The sequence below is a fragment of the Maribacter sp. MMG018 genome, assembly GCF_018100785.1.
GTDB lineage: Bacteria > Bacteroidota > Bacteroidia > Flavobacteriales > Flavobacteriaceae > Maribacter.
The window spans coordinates 382816-406959 of record NZ_JAGJEC010000001.1 but is presented as its reverse complement, the minus strand read 5'-3'; the positions used below and the strand labels follow the sequence as shown (position 1 = coordinate 406959).

At 37.5% G+C, this 24144-nt stretch carries 19 protein-coding genes; 13 read left to right on the top strand and 6 right to left on the bottom strand.

Going from position 1 to position 24144, the window contains the following annotated elements:
* Nucleotide 1 precedes the first annotated feature (1 nt).
* From J8L85_RS01785 to J8L85_RS01755, 7 genes are all read left to right on the top strand, one after another.
* A complete protein-coding gene (locus tag J8L85_RS01785) occupies nucleotides 2-781 on the top strand; it encodes a DUF3108 domain-containing protein (protein WP_211013986.1) in 780 nt (259 codons plus the stop codon).
* A 5-nt stretch (nucleotides 782-786) separates the two neighbouring features.
* The gene (locus J8L85_RS01780; RefSeq protein ID WP_211013985.1) at nucleotides 787-1758 is read left to right on the top strand and encodes a tryptophan 2,3-dioxygenase family protein; all 972 of its coding nucleotides are present in this window, start codon (nucleotides 787-789) and stop codon (nucleotides 1756-1758) included.
* A gap of 2 nt (nucleotides 1759-1760) precedes the next feature.
* Complete coding sequence (locus tag J8L85_RS01775) at nucleotides 1761-3050, top strand: peptidoglycan DD-metalloendopeptidase family protein (RefSeq protein WP_211013984.1); 1290 nt, start codon at nucleotides 1761-1763, stop codon at nucleotides 3048-3050.
* Nucleotides 3037-4674, top strand: a complete 1638-nt coding sequence (pgi, locus tag J8L85_RS01770) for a glucose-6-phosphate isomerase (RefSeq protein ID WP_211013983.1) — start codon at nucleotides 3037-3039, stop codon at nucleotides 4672-4674. Before J8L85_RS01775 ends, pgi begins: the two co-directional genes overlap by 14 nt.
* A 172-nt stretch (nucleotides 4675-4846) precedes the next feature.
* Complete coding sequence (locus J8L85_RS01765; RefSeq protein ID WP_211013982.1) at nucleotides 4847-7444, top strand: TonB-dependent receptor; 2598 nt, start codon at nucleotides 4847-4849, stop codon at nucleotides 7442-7444.
* A gap of 96 nt (nucleotides 7445-7540) precedes the next feature.
* A complete protein-coding gene (locus tag J8L85_RS01760; protein ID WP_211013981.1) occupies nucleotides 7541-7978 on the top strand; it encodes a hypothetical protein in 438 nt (145 codons plus the stop codon).
* The gene (locus J8L85_RS01755) at nucleotides 7960-8586 is read left to right on the top strand and encodes a DUF1080 domain-containing protein (protein WP_348771717.1); all 627 of its coding nucleotides are present in this window, start codon (nucleotides 7960-7962) and stop codon (nucleotides 8584-8586) included. The genes J8L85_RS01760 and J8L85_RS01755 overlap by 19 nt, the downstream gene beginning before the upstream one ends.
* 9 nt (nucleotides 8587-8595) lie before the next feature.
* Here J8L85_RS01755 and J8L85_RS01750 read toward each other — a convergent pair whose 3' ends face one another.
* Nucleotides 8596-9639, bottom strand: coding sequence for an endonuclease/exonuclease/phosphatase family protein (locus J8L85_RS01750; RefSeq protein ID WP_211013980.1), 1044 nt, complete (start codon nucleotides 9637-9639; stop codon nucleotides 8596-8598).
* A gap of 95 nt (nucleotides 9640-9734) precedes the next feature.
* On the opposite strand from J8L85_RS01750, the gene J8L85_RS01745 reads away from it, so the two are divergent.
* Both J8L85_RS01745 and J8L85_RS01740 read left to right on the top strand, forming a co-directional pair.
* A complete protein-coding gene (locus J8L85_RS01745) occupies nucleotides 9735-12476 on the top strand; it encodes a carboxypeptidase-like regulatory domain-containing protein (RefSeq protein ID WP_211013979.1) in 2742 nt (913 codons plus the stop codon).
* 12 nt (nucleotides 12477-12488) lie between these two features.
* Nucleotides 12489-13865: a DUF5689 domain-containing protein gene (locus J8L85_RS01740; RefSeq protein ID WP_211013978.1), complete on the top strand. Its 1377-nt coding sequence runs from the start codon at nucleotides 12489-12491 to the stop codon at nucleotides 13863-13865.
* A gap of 3 nt (nucleotides 13866-13868) precedes the next feature.
* On the opposite strand, the gene J8L85_RS01735 is transcribed toward J8L85_RS01740, so the two are convergent.
* The 3 genes from J8L85_RS01735 to J8L85_RS01725 all read right to left on the bottom strand — a co-directional run bounded on the left by J8L85_RS01735 (nucleotide 13869) and on the right by J8L85_RS01725 (nucleotide 17857).
* A complete protein-coding gene (locus tag J8L85_RS01735; RefSeq protein WP_211013977.1) occupies nucleotides 13869-14276 on the bottom strand; it encodes a response regulator in 408 nt (135 codons plus the stop codon).
* A gap of 225 nt (nucleotides 14277-14501) precedes the next feature.
* Nucleotides 14502-14912, bottom strand: a complete 411-nt coding sequence (locus J8L85_RS01730; protein ID WP_211013976.1) for a response regulator — start codon at nucleotides 14910-14912, stop codon at nucleotides 14502-14504.
* A gap of 2 nt (nucleotides 14913-14914) precedes the next feature.
* A complete protein-coding gene (locus J8L85_RS01725) occupies nucleotides 14915-17857 on the bottom strand; it encodes a PAS domain S-box protein (RefSeq protein ID WP_211013975.1) in 2943 nt (980 codons plus the stop codon).
* Nucleotides 17858-17989: 132 nt separating this feature from the next.
* On the opposite strand from J8L85_RS01725, the gene J8L85_RS01720 reads away from it, so the two are divergent.
* Together J8L85_RS01720 and J8L85_RS01715 are read left to right on the top strand one after the other, a co-directional pair.
* Complete coding sequence (locus J8L85_RS01720) at nucleotides 17990-18457, top strand: ankyrin repeat domain-containing protein (protein WP_211013974.1); 468 nt, start codon at nucleotides 17990-17992, stop codon at nucleotides 18455-18457.
* Nucleotides 18458-18492: 35 nt separating this feature from the next.
* Complete coding sequence (locus J8L85_RS01715) at nucleotides 18493-19269, top strand: amidohydrolase (protein WP_211013973.1); 777 nt, start codon at nucleotides 18493-18495, stop codon at nucleotides 19267-19269.
* Here the strand turns inward: J8L85_RS01715 and J8L85_RS01710 are convergent.
* A complete protein-coding gene (locus J8L85_RS01710) occupies nucleotides 19253-20869 on the bottom strand; it encodes an Ig-like domain-containing protein (protein ID WP_211013972.1) in 1617 nt (538 codons plus the stop codon). The two genes, J8L85_RS01715 and J8L85_RS01710, sit on opposite strands and share 17 nt — an antisense overlap.
* Before the next feature lie 34 nt (nucleotides 20870-20903).
* A complete protein-coding gene (locus tag J8L85_RS01705; protein WP_247656531.1) occupies nucleotides 20904-21488 on the bottom strand; it encodes a phosphoribosyltransferase family protein in 585 nt (194 codons plus the stop codon).
* A gap of 173 nt (nucleotides 21489-21661) precedes the next feature.
* Between J8L85_RS01705 and J8L85_RS01700 the strand changes: the two genes are divergently transcribed.
* Both J8L85_RS01700 and J8L85_RS01695 read left to right on the top strand, forming a co-directional pair.
* Nucleotides 21662-22558 (top strand): hypothetical protein, encoded by an 897-nt coding sequence (locus J8L85_RS01700; RefSeq protein WP_211013970.1) that lies wholly within the window; start codon nucleotides 21662-21664, stop codon nucleotides 22556-22558.
* A gap of 37 nt (nucleotides 22559-22595) precedes the next feature.
* The gene (locus tag J8L85_RS01695; RefSeq protein ID WP_211013969.1) at nucleotides 22596-24137 is read left to right on the top strand and encodes a glycine--tRNA ligase; all 1542 of its coding nucleotides are present in this window, start codon (nucleotides 22596-22598) and stop codon (nucleotides 24135-24137) included.
* Nucleotides 24138-24144 lie beyond the last annotated feature (7 nt).

Here is a 24144-nt window from a genome sequence, read left to right as displayed (position 1 = left end):
TATGAAAAAGACTTTTATTGTTGTTTTGTTTTTGGTGGCAAGTAATCTTTTTGCCCAAAACAAGAAGTCTGCCTTTAAAACCGGAGAATGGCTAAAATTTAGAATGCATTATGGTTTTTTGAATGCGAGCTATGCAACGCTTCACGTAAAGAATGCTACAATAGATGGCACACCGGTGTATCATGTTGTAGGCCATGGTGAAACTACCGGTTTTGCAAGTATTTTCTTTAAGGTAGACGATACTTATGAGAGTTATTTTGATAAAAGGGATGGGCGGCCATATAGATTCATAAGAAAAATAAATGAAGGAGGTTATAAAAAGGATGTCGAAATAAATTTTGACTATGAAAAGGACAAAGCCTTCCTAAATGATAAAAAAAACAAGAAAAAGCTTAATTTTACCCTTGAAGACGGTATACAGGATTTAATTTCTGCATTTTACTATCTTAGAAATAACTATGAGCCAAAAGACCTAGAAGTAGGCAAGGCAATAAATTTGAAAATGTTATATGATGACGATGGCATTTTTAATTTTAAACTTAAGTATCTAGGCAAAGAAATAGTTAAAACAAAATTTGGAAAGGTAGAGTGTCTTAAATTTAGACCTTTGGTACAGTCCGGACGAGTTTTTAAAGAAGAGGAAAGTTTGTCTCTGTGGGTGTCCAATGATGAAAATAGAATACCCATTCGTATAAAGGCAGATTTGGCCGTTGGTTCTATAAAGGCGGATCTTGATGGTTACAATGGTTTAAAGCATCAATTTAAGATATTAATGGATTAGATATAATGACGGATAAAGAGCGGGTCAAATCGCAGATTTCAAAACTAGAGGAAAAGTATAAAAACTCGGGCCAGGACCTTAGCTCATATTTGGACGGGCTTTTATACCAGCGTTATTTAACCTATTGGGATTATATTCATCTGGATACGTTGTTGAGCCTACAGGTGCCAAGAACACATTTTCCTGACGAGGAAATATTTATCATGTACCACCAAATCACCGAGCTTTACTTTAAGCTTATACTGCACGAGCAAAAACAATTGGTGGACGATAAATCTCAAGACCTAGATTTTTTCATTGAAAAGCTACGGCGTATAAACAGTTACTATACCGCTCTGATTTCTTCTTTTGGCATTATGATAAAGGGAATGGAGAAAGAGCAGTTTCTTCAATATAGGATGGCGTTGTTGCCCGCAAGTGGTTTTCAGTCGGCACAGTACCGAATGATAGAAATTTATGCCACACCGTTAGAGAATTTGGTACACTCTTCTAAAAGAGAAGAATTTTCTTCCGAAGACGATATAGAGACACTTTACGAACATATATATTGGAAAAGAGGCGCCACCGATATGGCGACGGGCGAAAAAACACTTACGTTAAAACAGTTCGAGTATAGGTATACCCCAAGGTTTATCCGTATAGCCAAGCAATTAAAGAACAGTACTGTTTATCATAAGTATCTAGGGCTACCTCTTGGGCATCGGCAGAACAAAGAGCTGATAGAGGCAATGAAAACCATGGATATGAACGCCAATGTAAATTGGCCGTTGATGCATATGGGATCTGCCCATCGTTATTTAAGCCGTGATACGGGAGATATAGAGGCCACAGGTGGTACCAATTGGAAAGAGTATCTTCCGCCAAGTTTTCAGAAAGTCATTTTCTTTCCGAATATATACACAGAAAAAGAAATAGAGGAATGGGGTAAACAATGGGTAGACCACATTTATAATCCTAACAAAATAAATATAGAATAAGAATGCAAAAGTATTGGGGCGTCATATTTGCATTGGTCCTTTTAGGGGCCTGTAAAGAAGATAAGAGCACGTTGGTGCAAAATGAAGAGGCAGAAGTAGCTCAGGTAGAAACTCCTGTGGTAACACATTTTGGTTTCAACCTAGATGAATTTAAAGTAAAAAAAGATACTGTTAGGCGAGGTGATAGTTTTGGGGAGCTAATGTTGCAGAACAAGGTAGACTACCCTAAAATCGCAAAAATATCCGAAGACTTTAAAGATACTTTTGATGTAAGAAAAATAAGGGTAGGCAAGCCTTATCTGATATTAAAATCAAAGGACACCACAGAGAAGGCCGAAGTGTTTATCTATGAAAACGACGCCATAAATTATACAGTGGTCGATTTTAGGGACACCGTACTGGCTTATAAAAGTAAGAAAGAGGTGAAGTATTTAGAGCGCGAGGCCTCGGGCGTTATAGAAACTTCTTTGTCAGAAGCTATTTTAGATCAAGGTATCGACTATAATGTCACCAACAACCTGTCTGAAATATATGCCTGGACCATAGATTTCTTTAGACTTCAAAAAGGGGACAGGTTTAAGGTCATTTACAAAGAAAAATATATTAACGATTCTATTTATGCAGGGGCAGGACCTATAGAGGCCGCGTATTTTGAGCACAACGGAAGGCCCGTATATGCTTTTGCCTACGAAAATGATTCGCTAAAAGGGGGTATGGTCGATTATTATGACGAGCAAGCCAATAACCTAAGAAGAACCTTTTTAAGGGCGCCCGTTAAATTTAGTAGAATTTCTTCGCGTTACAACCTTAAAAGACGCATACGTTATTATGGTTATAAGATTAGGCCGCATAAGGGAACGGACTATGCCGCGCCAATAGGTACCCCTATCATGGCAACGGCGGACGGAACAGTGGTAGAGTCTACCCGAAGGGGTGGAAACGGAAAATTTGTTAAGATCAGGCACAATAGTACCTATTCTACCCAATACCTCCATATGAAGGCCCAAAATGTTAAGAAGGGCGACTATGTTAGGCAAGGTGATATTATCGGGTGGATCGGTATGACCGGTAATACGGGAGGGCCACATGTTTGTTATCGTTTTTGGAAGAATGGAAGACAGGTAGACCCGTTAAAGGAAGAGCTGCCATTGGCGGAGCCACTGGATGAAAAGCTGAGACCTGATTATTTCGCATATATCAATCCTTTGAAGGAACAATTGGACTGTATAGTCTATCCAGAGAAAATCGAAGAAGATTTGTTAACACTTAATGAAATAGATGGCACTAAATAATATCAACCCTACAACAACCGAGGCTTGGGCAAAATTGTCCGAGCATTATAAGAACGCTAAAAACCTTCACTTAAAAGAGCTTTTTTCTTCGGATGATCAAAGAGCTGAGAAGTTCAGTAAAAAGTGGAACGATTTTCTATTGGATTTTTCCAAGAACAGAATTACCGATGAAACATTGGGCCTGCTTATAGATTTAGCGAACGAGGTGAACCTGAAAGACGCCATAGAAAAGTATTTTTCTGGAGACAAAATAAACCAGACAGAGGGTAGGGCCGTCTTGCACACTGCTTTAAGAGCAAAAGAGACCGATGAGGTCTTTGTTGATGGCAAGAACGTGGTTGCAGAGGTTTATGAGGTAAAAAAACATATAAAAGCATTTTCCGAAGCCATAATAAAAGGCGAAAGTAAGGGGTATACGGGGAAGCCGTTTACAGATGTTGTAAATATAGGTATCGGAGGTTCAGATCTTGGGCCCGCCATGGTAACAGAGGCACTAAAGTTTTATAAGAACCATCTTAACGTGCATTTTGTAAGTAATGTAGATGGAGACCATGTGCACGAGGTATTAAAGGGATTAAACCCTGAAACCACCTTGTTTGTGGTAGTTTCTAAAACGTTTACTACGCAAGAAACATTGAGCAATGCAACGACCATAAAAAAATGGTTTTTAAATTATGGAACGCAAGAAGATATCGCCAAGCATTTTGCCGCGGTATCTACGAATACTGAAAAAATAGCTGAGTTCGGAATTGCTTCCGAAAATGTATTTCCGATGTGGGATTGGGTAGGAGGTAGATTTTCCTTGTGGAGTGCTGTAGGACTTTCCATTGCGCTTGCCGTGGGATATGAGAATTTTGACGCCATGTTGCAAGGAGCCAATAAAATGGACGAACATTTTAAAGACACCGAGCTGAAGGACAACCTTCCGGTATTAATGGCCTTGGTAAGTGTCTGGTATAACAATTTTCATGGTGCTGAAACAGAAGCTATAATTCCATACACTCAATACTTGAGTAGGTTCTCTGCCTATTTACAGCAAGGCATAATGGAAAGTAACGGTAAAAGTGTGGATCGTAACGGTAATAGGGTAGGTTACGAAACGGGTACTATCATATGGGGCGAACCGGGTACAAATTCGCAACATGCTTTTTTTCAGCTCATACATCAGGGCACAAAGTTGATTCCTACCGATTTTATCGGGTTTAAACATTCTTTGCATGGTGATCAAGATCATCATAACAAACTGATGGCCAACTTTTTTGCGCAGACCGAGGCTTTGATGAACGGAAAGACACAGCAAGAAGTAGAGGCGGAGCTGAAGGAAAAGGGAGTGTCTAAAGAAGAGATGGAAAAACTTGCGCCTTACAAAGTGTTTGAAGGTAACAAGCCTACCAATACCCTATTGATAGATAAATTGACACCAGAAAGTTTAGGGGCTTTAATAGCCTTATACGAACATAAAATATTCGTTCAAGGTGTAGTTTGGAACATCTTTAGTTACGACCAATGGGGTGTAGAACTGGGCAAACAATTGGCGGGAGCTATATTGAAGGATATTGAAGGTGAGAATATTGGAAATCATGATAGCTCTACATTGCGACTTCTTCAATATTTTAAGAAATAATTTAGAATATTTATAAACTTCTGAAAAAGAAGCATAACGTATTCATTTTCAGTTCCATTTTCAAAAAAATTCAGGTATTTTTGCTGTACTGATTTAACGTTACCTTAACGTTCAAGGTCTAAAAATAAAAGACTTTTGCAGGAGGTTAAAAAACTAACAAATACTTGAAAAAATGAAAAACATTTATTTCGCAATTGCGGCATTTTTAATGACCGTAACAGCTTTTTCACAAGAAACAATTACCGGTGTGGTCAAGGACGGGGAAACGGGAGACCCGCTACCTGGGGCCAGTATTGTTGTTAAGGGTACAACAAGAGGTACAACAACAGATTTTGATGGTAATTTTTCTTTAAATGTCACAGAAGGTTCTGGAACCTTACTTATTTCTTATATGGGGTACATTTCTAAAATTGTACCATTTACAAGTGCTGGTAGTATCGGTGCTATTTCTTTAGAACCGGATGCCGAACAGCTAAATGAAGTTATTGTGGTTGGTTCTGGTATCATCGACCTTGCTGATGATAGGCAAACACCAATTGCGGTATCAACTATAGGGGTAGCGGAAATACAGGAAAAAGTAGGGGCGCAGGATGTTACCATGACTATGGTAAACACGCCTTCTGTATATGTTGCCGGTCAATCTGGTGGTTTTGGTGATACCGAGATAAGGGTTCGTGGTTTTGAACAAGATAACACGGCTTTCCTTTTAAACGGTCAACCGATCAACGGTATGGAAGATGGTAAAATGTACTGGTCTAACTGGTCCGGTATTTCTGATATAGCTAACGGTATCCAGATTCAGAGAGGTCTAGGTTCTTCTAAATTGGCTATTTCATCTGTGGGTGGTACGGTTAACTTTGTTACCAAAACTACTGATATGAGAGAAGGTGGTTTTGTTTCTGCAGGTATTGCAAATGACAATTACCTAAAAACTGCAGTTGGATATAGTACTGGAGTTAGTGAAAAAGGTTTTGGTGCAACAGTAATGTTGTCTCACTGGCAAGGTGACGGGTATAGCAATGGCACTTTTGGTGAAGGTCAAACTTATTTCATTTCTTTAGGGTACAAACTTAACGATGCCCATAACTTTAACTTTTTGGTTACTGGTGCTCCACAAAGTCACGATCAACATTACACAGAAAAAATTTCTGAGTATTTAGAATATGGAATGCTTTATAATGGTAATTATGGTTTTCTTAATGGAGAATATCTTTCCCAAAGAACAAATTACTACCACAAACCAGTTGCTAACTTAAACTGGGACTGGACAATAAATGAAACATCTAACCTTTCTACCGTGCTTTATGCTTCATGGGGCCGTGGAGGTGGAACAGGTAGTTACGGTGATGGTCCAGGTTATATAGATAATAGTATTACAGATGGGGGATTAATTGATTGGAATGCTGTAGTTGATTATAATGGTGGTATTACAGATGGTATAGGTGTTGGTGGTTCTTATTATGGTTCAGGTATTAGAGCTTCTGTCAATAATCACAGCTGGTACGGTTTGGTAACCAACTATAGTAAAGAATTAAACGAGAATCTTACATTTAACCTTGGTGCGGATTTAAGAACCTATAAAGGAGAACACTTTAGACAATTGGTTAACTTGTTGGGATTGAACGGTTTTGATGAAAGTGAAAGCCTGCAGTACCCTGATGGTTATATTGTTAGTTCTACATTTAAACCTAGTGGTTGGGCTTCTTTGTTCAATTATGCCGATGAAGATGAGAGAATAGATTATGATTACGATGAGACAATCAATTATGGTGGTGTTTTTGGACAGGTAGAATATGTTAAAAATGCGGTATCTCTTTTTATGCAAGGTTCGGTATCTAGCCAAAGTCACCAAAGATGGGATAGATATCAGTATACCGAAGCTAACGAAAAGTCGGAAAAAGTTACCAATACAGGTTTTAATGTAAAAGGTGGTGGTAGCTATGCCATCAACGATCAAAATAAATTTTATGTTAATGCCGGTTACTATTCTCGTCAGCCATACCATGATAACATTTATTTGAACTACACTAACGATGTAAACCCATTAACAGAGAACGAGAAAATTCTTGGTCTAGAAGCGGGTTATACTTTTAGCACATCAAACTTTAGTGCTAGGTTAGACGTTTATAGAACTTCATGGAAAGATAGGGTTGTGAGTTCTTCTGATACCGATGATTTTGGAGCAATTACTTTTGAGACCGATGAGGGAGTAGAACAATTGCACAGTGGTGTTGAATTGTCAATGGATGCTAGACCTTTGCCAACCTTAAAACTTACAGGATTCTTGTCTGTAGGTGATTGGAAATATGTAGGTGATGCCGTTACAACTACACGAGATGAGGATAGAAATGTTCTTTCTTCCGATATTGAAGATGTAGATGGTGGAGAAGTAGGTGGTGCAGCCCAAACAACATTCGGATTAGGAGTTGATTATGAGTTTGTAGAAAGATTGTCTTTTGACGCAAACTACAGATATTATGATAAACTTTATGCTGATGTAGGTGCTGTAAAGAGCAATATCGAATTGCCAAGCTTTGGTTTGTTGGATGCAGGTGTTAGCTACAGAATGCTATTGGGTAAAAATGACGATAAATCTCTATTGTTCAGATTTAACGTAAACAACGTACTTGATGAGGAGTATATTTCTAAAATGACTTCGAATATCGAAGCAGCTCCAGGTGATGCTACATACAAAGGTATAAATACAAATAACTATGTATACTTTGGTAATGGAAGCACATGGAACTTTAGCTTACGCTACAAATTCTAATCAAGAACAGAATTAAATATTTAAGCCCTGATGGAAACATCAGGGCTTTTTTATGCTTAAAAATCACTATTTTTAAAACCAATTAAAACCGATATTATGTACGAAACAATTCAGGTACTACATTCCTATTTGGCCTATGTTGCATTGGCAATGCTGATAATAGCTGTAATAAACGCTGTTTCAGGATTAGTGAGCAAAAGAATCTTTACCATGGACAAAGATTTAAGAATTAGTCTTTTCGCCTTAATTCTTTGTCATATACAATTGGTGGTCGGTCTTATTTTATATTTTGTTTCTCCAAGCGGGTTAAGCGCCATACAAGAATTTGGCATGGGAGGTTTAACCTCTGCAGCCAGATTGTTGGCAGTAGAACACCCATTTATAAACATATTGGCGATCGCTTCCATAACTATCGGTTGGTCCAGACATAAGAAATTTGTGGAAGGAGATAAAAAATTTAAGAGCATAGCTATTTTCTATGGTGTAGGTTTGGTGCTGATATTAAGTAGAATACCATGGAGTCAATGGTTTTAGACAAGTTGATGATGAAATATAAAATAAGCTTGCTTTTTGTCTTGTTTTTAATGCTGGGGGCAAAAGCCCAGACCAAGGCATTGTTTAATGGAGAAAATTTAGATGGCTGGAAAATCTACGGAACCGAGAAATGGTATGTAGAAGACGGCCTTTTAATATGTGAAAGTGGACCTGATGCCGGTTACGGATATTTAGCAACAGATAATCATTATAAGAATTTTATCGTTGAGCTGGATTTTAAACAAGAGGCCGATGGAAATAGTGGTGTTTTTATCAGGTCAACGGTAGAAGGTACGACCGTAAGTGGATGGCAGGTAGAAGTAGCACCACCAGGATATTTTACCGGTGGGGTGTATGAATCTTATGGGCGAAATTGGCTTATTAAACCCGAAGCAGAAAAAGACAAAGCACTTAAATATGGGGACTGGAACCATATGAAAATAAAGGTAGATGGCGATAACGTTACTTCTTGGCTAAATGGCACCCAAATGATTACCCTAAAAGATAAGATAATCGGTAAGGGAGAAGGGTCTATCTTACTTCAGATTCACGATGGTGGAGGTATAAAGGTAAAATGGAAAAATATAATGCTAACACCTTTAGATTAGCAATATTTTTTAGTAGACTTTTCTTATAAGATGTATATAAACGGGAAAGTGGTCGCTATATCCGCCAATATAATTGCCTCCGGCATATGTTCTTAGAGGGTATCCTTTGTATTTTCCTTTGGGGTCAATAATGTAAGAGGGCGTGTATATACCGGCCTTCCAATAACTGTAAGAACCTTCAGAAGGTTTTACCAAGTTGGAGGTGAAATAGATTTGGTCAAAGATATTCCACTTATCTCGGTATGCTAGCGATCCCATTCCTTTCTTGAACATGTTTTCCATAGGGCCAAAAAGACTTGTGGAATCTAACTGTTTTATTTTGCCCTTGACTTTTAGTATCTTTTTAAAGCTGGGATCTACGGGGTCATCGTTAAAATCTCCCATGCCTATTATTTTTGCGTTAGGCTCGTATCTTCTTAATGAGTCAATGATTCTTTTGTTCAGTTTGGCGGCCTCTAACCTAAAAGGTCTACTTCGAAGCTCCCCTCCGCTTCTAGATGGCCAGTGATTTACTATGAAATATATTTTTTCGGTGTCCAACATACCTTCGACCACCAGTTGGTCCCTAGTATAATCCCGTTCACCATCATCCTTGAACAATAAGAGTCTATGACTGGCAAAAGAGGTTGGTATAAAGGCAGATGGGGAGTATAATAGTGCAACATCTATTCCTCTTTCATCGGGAGAATCAAAATGTACAATGCCGTAATTCCGCTCTTTTAAATTAGGGTGGTTTATTAGATCTATAAGTACATCTTTATTTTCGACCTCACAAACACCTATTATATCGGGTGGGGCATTAGTGTTTGCCTCACCTATACGTATTATGACCTTCGAAAGATTTTCTATTTTTTTTAAATACCGCTCTTGTGTCCACGCATCCTTGCCCTCAGGTGTTCTGTCGTCATCAAAAATTAAAGTGTCGTTTTTGGTATCGAATAGGTTCTCTAAATTATAAAAGGCTATCGTACGTACCTGATATTGATTTTTCTCTTGTGCCTGTATTATTAAGGGGCTTAGAAAAATTATGAAGGGTACTATGGTTTTGAGCATGATGGAAATATATGATATTTTAAGTTATAAATAACCGTAAGTAATTGTTTTTTAATATATTACATCACCATTAATAGAGAACACTAACCATAAGTATGCATAGAAAAATTCTATTTATACTCGTTTTTCTATGTTTTAAAGTAGTTTTTGGCCAAGATATTGTTTCCGTTTCGGGAGTTGTTATAAATACCATAGATAGAACACCTATTTCTGGGGCCAGCATTGCTATCGAGGGAGAAAACCTTGAAACTAAAACTGATGATTCGGGCTATTTTATATTGAATGTAAACTTAAAAAATGAATTTATTTTAAGGGTTTCATTTCAAGATTATACCATTAAACGTATTCCTATAATTGTAGCGGATATGTCACTGCAATTGGGTGAAATTTATTTACAACCCGATATCTCTATAGAGAAACAAGACAATCTTATTACGTTAACAGAGGCTGAACTTTTAGACGATGGGGCCAATGCCAATTCTTTAGGTCTGTTACAATCCACAAGGGATATTTTTCTAAATAGGGCCGCTTTTGATTTTGGCCAGGCATTTTTTAGGGTACGGGGCTACGATGCCCAGAACGGAGAGGTACTGATCAATGGAATTTTAATGAACAAAATATTGGATGGCCGCCCACAATGGAACAATTGGGGCGGCTTAAACGATGTAGTAAGAAATCAACAATTTACAAATGGGCTATCTTCATCCAACTATACATTCGGAGGTATACTGGGCAATACCAATATTGATTTAAGGCCCTCTGGTTTGCGTCCGGGGTTTCGGGTTTCGTCATCCGCTTCTAATAGAACCTATACGGGAAGAATAATGGGGACCTATAACTCAGGGGTGCAAAAAAATGGTCTGGTCTATATGTTCTCGACCTCAAGGCGATGGGCAAAAGAAGGATATATCGATGGCACCCTGTACGATGCCTATTCGTTCTATGGGGCCTTAGAATATAAAATAGACAAAACAAACAGTTTTCTCTTGACCGGTATATTGGCATCTAACAGAAGGGGAAGGTCTTCAGCGCTTACACAAGAGGTATTTAACCTAATAGGGAACAGATATAACCCTTATTGGGGAAAACAGGAAGGTAAGATCAGAAACTCGCGAGAGCGTGCCATTGCCGAGCCGATGTTAATGTTGAACTATCTTCATGAAAATGAAAGGTTTAATATGGGTGTTGGTGTTGTTTACCAAACGGGAAAATACTCAAAAAGTAGATTGGGATATTATAATGCCCCTAATCCGGATCCTACCTATTACAGGTACTTGCCAAGTTTTCATATCAATAGTCCCATAGGGGCGAATTTTGTTAGTGCCGATGTAGCCAAGACAAGTTTTTTGAACGATCCGCAACTAGATTGGCAAAAAATATACACCGCTAATACTGCCATCGCACAAAATGGCAAGGCAGCCTATTTGTTATATGATGATGTTATTTCCGATACCCAGATAACTGGAAATATTACGGCTAATTGGAAGTTTTCTGAAATTTTAAAAATAGACTTGGGGCTGATGGGCAGGTATTTGAAATCTAAGAATTATGCGGAAATAGATGATCTGTTAGGGGCTGATTTTCATGAAGACTTGGATACATTTTCAAATACCGAAAATGATTTAAACGGTACTATAAATAAGGCTCAAGGAGATATATTTAATTATAATTATGAGTTTAGTGCCCTACAATACAAGGTGTTTGCCCAACTTAATTTAAACCTGAACAAATGGAAAGGTTTTATAGCCGGGCAGTATAGTTCAAATTCTTTTCAGAGAAACGGTCTGTTCAAGAATGAACGTTTTCCAGATATTTCTTATGGGAATGGAGATAAGATAAGGTTTGCTGATTTCGGTCTTAAGACGGGGCTCACATACAAGGTAACGGGCAGGCATTGGGTCACGGCGCATACGGGCTATATTAAAAGGCCTCCGGTATTGCAAAATATCTTTGTTAATCCAAGGGAGTCCAACACCGTTGTGCCAGATTTACAAAGTGAGACCATTTCCACGGTCGATTTAAACTATTTTCTGAGAATGCCAAAACTTACCGGCCGTTTAACAGGTTTTTATACGAGATTTCAAAACACCACAGATGTTAATTTTTTCTTTGTTGATGCGGGTGTAGGGTCAGATTTTGTACAAGAAGTGTTGACCGATTTAGATAAGTTGCACATGGGTATAGAGTTGGGGTTAGAATATCAGTTATCGGCATCCGTCAAGCTTTCTGCCGTTACATCTATTGGAAAACATCTATATGCCAGTAACCCTTTGGTGACCATAAATTTTGATACCGCATCTGCAGAGGAGGATTTGATAGATGTTAGCGGGGCTAAAGCATTGGGTCCGGCCATGATCAAAGATTACAAACTTGCCCAAGGGCCACAAAAGGCAATGGCTTTTGGTATAGAATACCGAGCCCCAAAATATTGGTGGGTAGGTATGACCGCCAATTATTTAGCGAACAACTATGCCAACATATCTACTATAACCAGAACAAGTAGTTTTTTGTTGGACCCTGAGACCGGTGAGAGATTTTTAGATGCCACACCTGAGAATGTGGCCGACATATTAAAGCAGGAAAGATTGGACAATTTTTACCTTCTTAATGCCATTGGAGGTAAATCTTGGTTAAAAAAGGGCAAATATATAGGTGTTTTTGTCAGTGTAAACAATCTTTTTGACACCCGTTTTAGGACAGGAGGTTACGAACAAAGTAGGAATGGAAATTATGGGCAATTAAAACAGGATAATTTAAGCGGTTCACCATCATTTGCACCAAAATATTGGTATGGCTATGGCAGAACTTATTTTTTGAACGTGGCCATTAGCTTTTAAAGTATTTTGATAATGATTTCATCACATGTAAAAACAAGTCCGTTTATTTTAAGAATGATTCTTATTGCCATAATGTGGTTGCAAGGTTGTGTGAAGGATAAAAATTTTGAAATACCCGAAATGGCATGTGAAGAAGAAATAAAGGCAAATGCCACTTTTGAAGAAATAAAGAGTTTGTACGATAACGGAACTATTCAGATACAGGAAGATTTAATTATAGAGGGCTATATTGGTTCATCTGATGAAGAAGGTAATTTTTTCGGGGTGCTTTTCTTTCAAAATGCATTAGAAAACCCTACTGACGGATTTAGAATCGAAATAGATTTGAGGGATTCTCATTTATTCTATAGTGCTGGGGATAAAGTGCTTATTAGCCTCAAAGGCTTATATGTTGGAAAAACAAAAGACGTATATAAACTAGGAGGGGTGTTCAATTCTTTTGGAAATTTATCGGTAGGAAGAATTCCGTCGAAAACTGTTTTTGAGCATATTTTTGTTTCATGTGATAACGATGAAAAGATAACACCAACAATAACAACGATCACTGAACTTAAGGATGAAATGGTAAACACCTTGGTAAAAATTGAAGATGTTGAATTTTCATTGGATAATTTAGGCCAGTCTTTTGCCGAAAAAGAAGAGGAAACGGAGCGGGCTTTGTTGGATTGTAACGATAATGAACTTTTATTGGTGAATAGTGGCTATGCGGATTTTTGGTCAGAATTGTTACCCGAGGGGAGGGGAAGTATTACAGGTATTTTGGTCAAAGATGGAGGATATAAGCTGATAATACGTAATTTGAATGATATACAGTTTAAAAACGAGCGATGCGAAGATTTTGTAGATGAGTTTACGTCACAAGCTATATTCATAACCGAACTTGCCGATCCAGAGAACAATACTGGGGCAAGGTTTGTAGAGCTTTATAATGCTGCTAAAGAACCGCTTTCCCTAAAGGGGTGGACATTGGTAAGGTATACCAATGCTAGTCTAGAAATAAGCTCCACTATAGACTTAACGGGTACTACTATCAGGGCCGAGAGTACCTTGGTCATTTCTCCGAACGAAGAAGAGTTTAAGCTAGTGTATGGTTTTACGCCCGATATAACAGTGGGTACAAACTCTCCTGCAGACTCTAACGGGGATGACAACTTACAACTGATAGATCCTTTTGGTACTGTAATAGACACATTTGGTGTTATAGGGGAAAAGGGCTCGGGTACCGATCATGAATTTGAGGACGGTAGGGCAATGAGAAAAACAGAGATTATCGTCGCCAATGCCATATATGATTTTTCGGAATGGATCATTTATAACGATACGGGGTCAGGCAGTACTATTAATGCTCCGCAAGTGGCTCCGACAGACTACACACCTGGTGTTCGGTAAAGGTCAATAATTTTTTACTGTTTCTTTAATTTGGTCCAACGATTCTTTGGTCAATGGTTTCACCAAATATTGTTCTACCATTTTAAAAGATTTTGCCTTTGTCATGTTTTCGGGACTTATAAAAGAACTTACGATAAATATTTTTACATCAGATCTTTGATCTTTCGGAATTTTATCAAATTCCTCCAAAAAATCCCAACCATCTTTTTCAGGCATATTTAGATCCAAAAGAATTATTTCAGGGATTTTTATGTTTTCTATCAATAGGCCAACAATACTGTCGATCGCTTCTTGCCCATCTGAATACCATAGAACATTTTCACAAAAATTGGTTTCTTTCATGAGTTTCTTGGCGTGAAAGGCAAAAAACTCATCGTCATCAATTATACAGCAACTCTCAAATTTATTCATGAAAAATATTATTCAGATTATATATTTAGATACGCAATTAACATCAATTAGGATTGATTATCGCGAAAAAAAATAAAAATACACTAACTGTTTTTTGTTTGTCGGGAAGTAATGGAATAGGTTCGGGGGATTAAAAATATAGAAAGATCAAATCTTATAAAAGCATTTTGTTTGGCGTTTTTACGCATAGATATAGATGAATTTGTTGAACATACTGGTATATAACTAATTGCCAATGTCGTTTAACACATTTTCTAGATCATTGGGTGTAATAGGTTTTAATATATAGTTATGGACCGATTCATAATTTTTTACCCGTTCCAGATCTCTAGGGTCCACAGACGAACTAATAATATAGATAATTGTATTTTCACTGTTGTTCGTAGGGATCTTGGTGAACATTTCTAAAAATTCCCATCCGTTCATAATAGGCATATTCAAATCAAGAAATATAATTGGGGGCACCTTTTTTCCTTGCTGCGAAATTTCTAGAAGTCCATCGTATGCTTCTTGTCCATTGTTGTAAACAATAATGGAGTCACAAAAATCAACATCTTTCATTATACGCTTTGTGCCATATATAAAAATTGGATCATCGTCTATAATACAACAACTATCTATCTTTCTTTCGACCATTTTTAAGCTTTTTTTAAGGTTATAAAAAAGGTGGCACCTTTGTTTATCTTACTTTTTATAGAAATACTTCCACCCATCGTCTCTATTTGGTTTTTGGTAATGAACAATCCTATTCCTTTCGCATCCTTATGTTTGTGAAAGGTTTTGTACATACCAAAAATTTTATCACCATGTCTTTCCAAATCTATTCCCTGACCGTTATCCTTAAAAGATATTGTAACGGTGTCGTTCTTTATCTTAGAAGAGATTTCAATGATGGGTTTTCGTTCCGGAGAAGAATATTTCAATGAATTCGTATACAAATTAAGGAAAATACTTTCAATATACGCAGGTATTCCTGTTACAAAATGCGATTTGGGCACATCTATTATAGAAATGGCCTCTTTTTCCCGTATTAATCCTTTTATGTTTTTTTGGGTGTTCTTGATAGTTTTGTGAATACTGACACTTTGCATTTCATCAAGTATCCCTGTCTTTACCTGTACAACTTCATTAAGATGGTGTATGGTATCGGTAAGGCCGTTTGATGCATTGCTTAGCATCTTTACCAAGTTGGTTCGTTCTTCTTCGTCTTTTTCTGTGGCTAAAAAGTTGGTCAGCATGGCCATGTTGGTAGAATGCGATCGTAGGTTGTGCGATACGATATGGGCGAAGTTCAATAGACTGTCATTTTGTTTTTTTGTTACCTCTACCAAGGTGTTGAGTTTTTTTGAAGCTTCTATGCGATCTGTAAGGTCCAAAATTTGTGTAATGGCATGTGAAATATTCCCGTCAATATCCCTGACCATGGTTACGGCGATCAAAGCATATACTATTTTGCCACTTTTATGAATGTATCTTTTTTCTATTTGATAACTGTCCTGATTGTTTTCCCTAGCCTTTTCCAATAGAGAAAGGCTCTCGGTGTCGTCTGGGTGTGTAATATCTTTAATGGGTATTTTTAATAACTCGGCCTCTGTATACCCTAAACTGTTACATAAACTTTTATTAACCTTTTTCCAGCGGTAATCTAAGCCTACCAAGGCCATGCCAATCGCTGAATTTTCAAAGGTTTCAGAGAACGATTCCTTGCTTATTTCCAGTTTAAGCTTAGCATGCCTTAATTCTGTAATGTCAAAGTTTGCCCCGATTATGTTGGTTACCCGCCCGTTCTGGTCTTTTTGGGCTTCTGCAAAGGAGAGCAAGTGAATAATGTCCCCATTGGGTTTGTATCCTCTAAATTGTGTAGAAAAAGAATCTCCGTTTTTAACGATGGCATCTAATTTTTCGGCTAATTCCTCTCGGTCGTCTTGGTGCATTCTTAACAACCAATCTTCCAATAAGTTAGATGATTCTTTTGGTATGTTGTGCATGGTGTACATGTTGTCATTGACCAATACAATGTTCTCTGGTACTTTTAGGTCCCATACACCTACATTGGCAACCCTGGTCGCAACATTTAAACGGTGAGAAGCTTCTTTTAATTTATGCTCGGTTTCTATTCTTGGGGTAATATCAAGTATTTGTGCCATGAAATGGGAAACAAGACCATTTATGTCTTTAACGATGGTGATGGTCAATATGGCGTGTATCGTTTTTCCCTGTTTATGAATGTATTTTTTTTCTGTTTGAATACTGGCCTTTTTACTTTTAGAAGCCTTGTTTAACAATTCTAAGCTATCTATATCGTCGGGGTGGGTAATATCTTTAATGGACAGTTGTAACAACTCTTTTTCCGTATATCCCAATAAATCACAAAGACTTTTATTTACCTTTTTCCAACGTAGGTCAGAACCTACTATCGCCATTCCCGTAATAGAATTGTCGAACGAGGCTTTTAACGATACCTCGCTTTGGTTCAGGTTTATCTTTGTTGTCTTTAACTCTGTAATATCCCAGTTCGTGCCTACTAGTTGTACTGTTTCTCCCTTTTCGTTTTTTTTACTTAGGGCATAGCCTTTTATATGTTTGTTAACTCCGTTGGGACATATTATTCTAAACTCAACATCTAGTTCTTTTTGACCCATAAGAGCGAGATTTACTTCTTGGTCCATGTAACCTTTGTCTTCTGGGTGCACCATAGAGGCCCATAGGTCGTAATTGACCTCAAAATCGCCCTCTTGCATCTCGTGTAGATCATACATGCTTTTGTCCCAAATAAGGGTTTCTTCTAGAATGTTGTATTGGAAGACACCGATTTTTGCAATTTTTGTAGCGATCTTAAGACGTTCGGAAGTTTCCCTATATTTTAATTCGGCTTTCTTTTTACTGTTAATATCTTGAAAAGTACCAAATAGGCGCTTGCATGATCCATCGATCATTTCTGCTTGCCCCATGGCCCTTACCCAAAGTTCTTGGTCATCATTTGTTATAATTATTAGTTCTAGGTCCCAAGGATTGCCAGTGGCCATGGTATGGTTGATGGCATTGGTTACCTTATCTCTACATTCACCTTCTTTATAAAAATTTATTGCTTTTTCAAGTACGGGCGAATAATCCATGGAGACACCGTGTATTTTTTTTGTCATGGGACTCCAATAGATTTCATTGGTCAACAGGTCTAGCTCCCAACTTCCTGTTTTAGATACTTCTTCTGCTTTTAGCAAAAGCTCTTGCTCTCTTTTTTGATCTGTAATATCTTCTATATGAACCAAAACCCCAATAATGATACCATCGTCGTTTCTGCAAGGGGCGAGGCTCCATTTTAACCATTTTGGCTGGTTGTTTTTAAGAAAATATTTAACCCCTGGATTATCGATTCCCTGTTTTTTTATACAGAGAAGAAGGTCTTGTTTTAGTTGTGAGGGAATATCGCTTAGAACATCCGAAAATTTCTCACCTAGTATTTCTTTCTTAGGTATAGTGTAGTTTGATCGTAATTTTTTAGAGCTGCCTATGACTTTCAGGTCTAGGTCTAAAATGGCTATAGCGTGGGTCGAATCTTGTATTAAAGATTCTAAATACATGGTTTTCAAATGGTATAGTGTTTGTAATAAAGATAGTACTTTATGGGAAGAAAAGTCCTGTTGCCAAAGAATCATTGTATAATTTTGAAAATTAATGAGTGAAAGAGTATATTTTCGTTAATTTGACAAATTATGGATAGCTTATTCCAATACATAAGAAACGGTAATCTAGAACAAGTTGAGACGCTATTGGGCAAAAAACCCAATTGGATCAATGTAAAAGATAGTAGAGGGTCTTCTCCTCTTATTTTGGCCACTTATTATAACCAAGTAGAAATAACAACTTTTTTGTTAAACCAAGGGGCAGATATAAACCAGAAAGATGGTTCTGGTAATACACCTTTAATGGGGGGTTGCTTTAAAGGGTATACAGAATTGGCGGAAATGTTGATTAAAAAAGGGGCCGATCTTAACGAGAGAAATACCATGGGTGCTACGGCACTTATATACGCTGCCATGTTCGGTAAGAACGACATTGCCCGTTTACTTTTAAATAATGGTGCTGATAAATCCATTAAAGATGCCAGGGGCAGTACGGCCCTTGATCATGCAAGACTAAAAGAAGATCCCGAATTGGTCGAATTGTTTATGAATGACTAGAGAGAGGGAACCAATAGAACAATTTATTCTTGAAAATGAATGATAAACTTAATATAGCGTTATTACAGTCATCGCTGGTTTGGGAAGATCCTGAAACAAACAGGAGGCAGTTTTCAAAGAAGTTGAACTTGGTGTCCAATGATACCGATTTGGCTATATTGCCCGAAATGTTTACCTCTGGTTTTACAATGTCGCCAGAAAATTTAGGGAAGGGCGAATCCGAAAAGACGGTGGATTGGATGGTGAACGAAGCCATTAACAGGAATATGGCTTTGGTCGGAAGTGTTGTTTTTTACGAAAATGACAAATATTACAATAGGTTACTTTTTGTGAAACCCAACGGCGAAGTGTCCAGTTATAACAAAAGACACACATTTACGTTGGCAGGGGAACATAAAAAATATACGTCAGGAAAAAGTATAGAAATTATCGAATATAAAGGGTTTAAGATAAATCCGTTGATCTGTTATGATCTGCGTTTTCCTGTTTGGAGCAGAAACACCGATGATTACGATATTCTTGTTTATGTGGCCAATTGGCCCAAACCAAGAATTACGGCATGGGATGCCTTGCTAAAAGCAAGGGCTATTGAAAACATGGCTTATTGTGTTGGGGTAAATAGGATAGGAAAAGACGAAAAAGGACTTGAATATGACGGTCACTCGGCGGTTTATGATCCCTTGGGAGAAAAACAGGCCTTTTCAGATAAAGAGGAAATCATTGAAACTACGATCAGCAAAGCGTATGTCGATGAAGTTCGGTCTAAATTAAGATTTTTAGAAGATAGGGACGATTTTAATCTAAAATATTAAAAGTCACGTTTTCTATCCAGTTAGCCCTCATTTCTATAATGTTCGGATAATACGATACTTTTTCTGGCTGTATCTTTTTTAGATAATTACCGGTATCCCATTTTAGATTTTTATTTTGGTCAAAAATGACCCTGATCATATAATTTCCCGGAGGCAAATTATTAAACTCAAATAATTGGGGCTCATCGGCGAATATTTCTCTTTGAAGCTCTTCTTTGTCATTTGTCAATTGAACAATAAGAGGATATTCTATATTGTTTCCGCTTAAATTTACCGTCAAATCACCATAATCGGCGTAACTCTTGGTTGCCAATGAATAATTGATGGTGTCGTTGGTGGTATCGAAAAAATCGAGTACCGCACCCGGTAAAAGTTGCATTTGGTATACTTGGTTGGGCTCTATCTTGAAATCGAAATCCAATTGATTTTTTGTAGAATCCAAAGAAACACTGTAATCGAGCATAAGCGAGTCTTTGTCCATGATGCCTATCTTAGAACTATCAATGGAAACCAACGGGGTGTTTGCTAAAATGGACACCTTGTCCTCAAAGTGTAAGGTGCTTTTTTGGGTAGGACTAAGTTTAAGCGAATCTATGCCCGCTTTTCTATTTTTTATGGTAAAAGTGTCTATGACCTTTAAATTTTCATTGGTAACCGTAAAAACCAAAGAGTCCATTTCATAAGGTGTGAACCAAAAATTTAACGTGTCTTTGTCTCGCTCTTTAAGAATGGTTGTTTTTACCGTATCCGGAATTTTAGAAATAGGGGTTATCTTGATGTCCTCTCCTTTTCCATAATACCCAAAACTGATTTTGTTTTTGGAGACCAAAGAGGGTACGGTAACACCATAATCAGGTACTTCTTTAAACAGGGTAAGAAGATATATGGAGTCTGTAGGAAGGTTAACGGTATCTCTTATAAAAGCTATTTTATCGGTCTTTTGATCGAAAACATTGTTTTTAGAAGCATCTTTTAGGCCAAATAAGGCATATTTACCTTCTTTTAAATTCTTTAAATTAAAGATAATAGTACTGTCCAAGGTGTTGGTGATATAATTGGGAGGCCTTGTGTAAACTGTAGAATCGGTATAGGTAGAATCTATGCTGTATAGCATAACACTGATAAAATCGTCCGCTTTTTTATTAAAGGCATCTTTAACCACTCCTTTTAATTCAAGAGAATCTATATAACTACCAGTAGAAAATACATAGGTGAAAAAGCTGTTGGGGTTTCCTTCGTTGTTATCCACTATACTTTGACCAAAATTTAAGGTGTAAGTGGTGTTTTCCAACAGGGTGTCTTTTAGGGTAATTTCTATATACTTGCTTGCACTTCCCTGTGGTGCTAGTGTGGGTTGGTATTTTAAAGGGGGAGATACGATGAGTTGCTCTTGAACATCTTTTAATTTCACTAGCTCATCAAAATACAGTCTAATTTTTTTTTCTTTGAAATTGATGGACATGTTCTCTGGTTCCGCCTTTGTCAATACAGGAGGTGTAACATCTTTAGGGCCGCCAGTAGGACTCCCTTTTCTGGCACATTGAAAAAATGAGAAAATAATTACAACAACAAAAATATAAGCTAGAAATCTACGCAACATGGTTTAAAAATCTATCACAAAGAAACGACATATTTTATAGAATTTTGGCAACTACGGCCATGCTTACAACATATATCTCCGTACCCTTGATATTTTTTAATGCTTGAGCGCAGATTTCTATGGTAGCCCCTGTTGTAATAACATCGTCTACCAACAAAATAGTTTTGTTTCTGAGTGTTTCTCCATTGTTGACCTCATATAAAGACCTGTTGTCGTACCACCGGCCAAGTCTTGTCTTTTTAGTTTGGGTTCTGGTATTTGCCGTTTTAACAAGAATATCTTCTAAATACTCGCTTTTTAAATGATGGGCCAATTTTTTTGCAAAGAGTGTGTTTTGGTTGTACCCTCTTTTCTTTAGTTTCTTTTTGTGTAATGGCACAGGAATAATATAGTCTATGGGAGGTAGGTGGTTGTTCTCTTTTATCTGTTGGCCGTACCAATCTCCCAAAAAAGCTCCAATTTGCTCTTGATTCTTGTATTTAAGATTGTGAATTAGGTTTTTTACGATTCCTTGTTCAGCAAAATATAGGAACGAACTTGCTTTTTTTATGTTAATTCTGCCATAAAAGATACGGTCAACACTGTTTTCTACGTTAAAGTTATATTCGGTGAGTGGCAATTGATGTCGACAAACGGTACATAAAAGCTTCTCTCCTCTATTAATTTTAGCATTACATCCAAAACATGCCCTGGGCAATAGGAGGGTGTTTATATCGTTTGCTATATTTGAAAGCTTAGTGAGTAACAATGTTGTACTTATTATATTAACCTACTAAATGGCCAATTCTTTGGATGGAGAGTCAAGATACTAAATTCAATTATAAAATTATACTTGCTGCTTTGGCCGCTGTTATAATAGGGCTTCTTATTGCCTTTTATTATAGTTATGCCCAGTCTAAGACCGAGATTAACTTTTTGGAACAGCAAAAAGAGGTTTTAGTAAAGGACCTTACCATCATGAAAGCAGAATTGGATCGCTTGTCTGCATTGAACGAAATGAACGATATTGAACTTCAAGACGCAAAGTTCGAAGTACAACAATTAAAAGATTCGGTGGGGAGGTTAAATTTCACTGTGGCTAGGTTAAGGGAGTTTAAGACCGAGTTAAGAAGGTTGGAGGCCAAAAACGATAGTCTTAAGTTAAAGAACAATTTTCTTCGTTATAACAACATGTTGCTTACCGATAAATATGACGAGGCACGTAAACAGATAGAAGAACTTAGGGCCAATAGAAATTCGTTGGCTGAAGCAGAAGCCTTACAGCGAAAGAAGATTCTTGAGCTGAACCAACGTCTTAAAACCAAGAATTATTTAAAACTGGATTTTTCGGAAGGTAGAGGTTTTAGGTTAAGGGGTACCCGCCCTGTTAGCACAAATAAAGCTTCGACCATAGAAAAACTACGAGGTTGTGTTACCGTTTTGGCAGACCCGGATGTTACAGAATCCCAAAAGGTTATCTACCTTCAATTTTTGGATCCCGACAAGCAAATTGTAGAGGACAATGCCAATACCATTACGGTAAACGGTAATGTCTATAGTAAAAGGGTTGAGTTTGAGTATACAGGAGTAGAGACATCGGTTTGTGAGGTGGTTACTGTGCCAGAAGGTTCGCTGAAAGAAGGTACGTATACCTTAAATGTTTTTGAAGACGAACGCCTTATCACATCTTCAGAATTTCAATTAAAATAATTACTGATCTTTTAGGGTAAAATTCTATTTTTGCCCCATGGCGAATCAAGAAGACAATTTTAAGAAGGTTATATCCCACGCAAAGGAATACGGATATGTATTTCAATCAAGTGAAATTTATGATGGTTTAAGTGCCGTTTATGACTATGGTCAGAACGGGGTAGAGCTTAAGAAAAATATTCGTGACTATTGGTGGAAGGCCATGGTGCAGCTCAACGATAACATTGTCGGTATCGATGCCGCAATTTTTATGCATCCAACTACTTGGAAGGCCTCAGGGCATATAGATGCTTTCAACGATCCCTTGATAGACAATAAAGATTCTAAAAAGAGATATAGGGCAGATGTTTTAATAGAGGACTACGTTGCTAAGATCGATGCTAAAATCGAAAAAGAGGTTAAAAAGGCCGAAAAACGTTTTGGCGATTCTTTCAATAAACAAAAGTTTTTGGAGACCAATCAAAGGGTTGTGGATTATCAAGAACAAGGTAAGTCTATATTAAGCCGTATGGCAAGATCCTTAGAGAAAGAGGATTTAGCGGATGTTAAGGCATTGATAGAAGAATTGGATATTGCATGCCCCATGTCGGGTTCAAAAAACTGGACAGACGTTAAGCAATTTAATTTAATGTTCGGGACCAAGTTAGGGGCTAGTGCCGAAAATGCGATGGACCTATACTTACGACCAGAGACGGCACAAGGGATATTCGTAAACTTCTTGAACGTACAAAAATCCGGGAGAATGAAAATTCCGTTTGGTATAGCTCAAACAGGAAAGGCTTTTAGAAACGAAATTGTGGCAAGACAGTTCATTTTTAGAATGCGGGAGTTCGAACAAATGGAAATGCAGTTTTTTATTCAGCCAGGTACACAGAAAGAGTGGTATGAGCATTGGAAAGAAAATAGAATGCGATGGCACCTTTCTTTAGGTATGGGAGAGGACAATTATAGATTTCATGATCACGAGAAGCTGGCTCATTATGCGGATGCTGCGGCAGATATAGAATTCCGTTTTCCATTTGGCTTTAAAGAATTGGAAGGGATACACTCTAGAACCGACTTTGATTTAAGCAGCCACGAAAAATTTTCAGGAAAGAAATTACAATATTTCGATCACGAGACCAATAGAAACTATGTACCATATGTGTTGGAAACTTCCATAGGTCTTGATCGTATGTTCTTGGCCGTTTTTTCTAATTCTTTAAAAGAGGAAGAATTGGAAAATGGGACTATAAGAACGGTTTTAAAATTACCTGCTGTACTATCCCCGACAAAAGCAGCTATTTTGCCTTTGGTCAAAAAAGATGGTTTGCCAGAGATAGCCAAAGAGATTATAGAGGATTTAAAATGGGATTTCAACGTTACATATGATGAGAAAGATGCCGTGGGAAGAAGGTACCGTAGGCAAGATGCGAACGGAACGCCATTTTGTATAACGGTAGATCATCAGACAAAAGAAGACCAAACGGTTACCATTCGTCACAGAGATTCTATGGAACAGGAACGTGTTTCCATATCTGATTTAAGAGGTATTATTTCTGATGCCGTTGATATGAGAAATTGGTTAAAGAAGATTTAAGCTCAAC

Coding starts and splice junctions, on each gene's coding strand:
- J8L85_RS01785 (WP_211013986.1), top strand. CDS start 2: ATGAAAAAGACTTTTATTGTTGTTTTGTTTTTGGTGGCAAGTAATCTT.
- J8L85_RS01780 (WP_211013985.1), top strand. CDS start 787: ATGACGGATAAAGAGCGGGTCAAATCGCAGATTTCAAAACTAGAGGAA.
- J8L85_RS01775 (WP_211013984.1), top strand. CDS start 1,761: ATGCAAAAGTATTGGGGCGTCATATTTGCATTGGTCCTTTTAGGGGCC.
- pgi (WP_211013983.1), top strand. CDS start 3,037: ATGGCACTAAATAATATCAACCCTACAACAACCGAGGCTTGGGCAAAA.
- J8L85_RS01765 (WP_211013982.1), top strand. CDS start 4,847: ATGAAAAACATTTATTTCGCAATTGCGGCATTTTTAATGACCGTAACA.
- J8L85_RS01760 (WP_211013981.1), top strand. CDS start 7,541: ATGTACGAAACAATTCAGGTACTACATTCCTATTTGGCCTATGTTGCA.
- J8L85_RS01755 (WP_348771717.1), top strand. CDS start 7,960: ATGGAGTCAATGGTTTTAGACAAGTTGATGATGAAATATAAAATAAGC.
- J8L85_RS01750 (WP_211013980.1), bottom strand. CDS start 9,639: ATGCTCAAAACCATAGTACCCTTCATAATTTTTCTAAGCCCCTTAATA.
- J8L85_RS01745 (WP_211013979.1), top strand. CDS start 9,735: ATGCATAGAAAAATTCTATTTATACTCGTTTTTCTATGTTTTAAAGTA.
- J8L85_RS01740 (WP_211013978.1), top strand. CDS start 12,489: ATGATTTCATCACATGTAAAAACAAGTCCGTTTATTTTAAGAATGATT.
- J8L85_RS01735 (WP_211013977.1), bottom strand. CDS start 14,276: ATGAATAAATTTGAGAGTTGCTGTATAATTGATGACGATGAGTTTTTT.
- J8L85_RS01730 (WP_211013976.1), bottom strand. CDS start 14,912: ATGGTCGAAAGAAAGATAGATAGTTGTTGTATTATAGACGATGATCCA.
- J8L85_RS01725 (WP_211013975.1), bottom strand. CDS start 17,857: ATGTATTTAGAATCTTTAATACAAGATTCGACCCACGCTATAGCCATT.
- J8L85_RS01720 (WP_211013974.1), top strand. CDS start 17,990: ATGGATAGCTTATTCCAATACATAAGAAACGGTAATCTAGAACAAGTT.
- J8L85_RS01715 (WP_211013973.1), top strand. CDS start 18,493: ATGAATGATAAACTTAATATAGCGTTATTACAGTCATCGCTGGTTTGG.
- J8L85_RS01710 (WP_211013972.1), bottom strand. CDS start 20,869: ATGTTGCGTAGATTTCTAGCTTATATTTTTGTTGTTGTAATTATTTTC.
- J8L85_RS01700 (WP_211013970.1), top strand. CDS start 21,662: ATGGAGAGTCAAGATACTAAATTCAATTATAAAATTATACTTGCTGCT.
- J8L85_RS01695 (WP_211013969.1), top strand. CDS start 22,596: ATGGCGAATCAAGAAGACAATTTTAAGAAGGTTATATCCCACGCAAAG.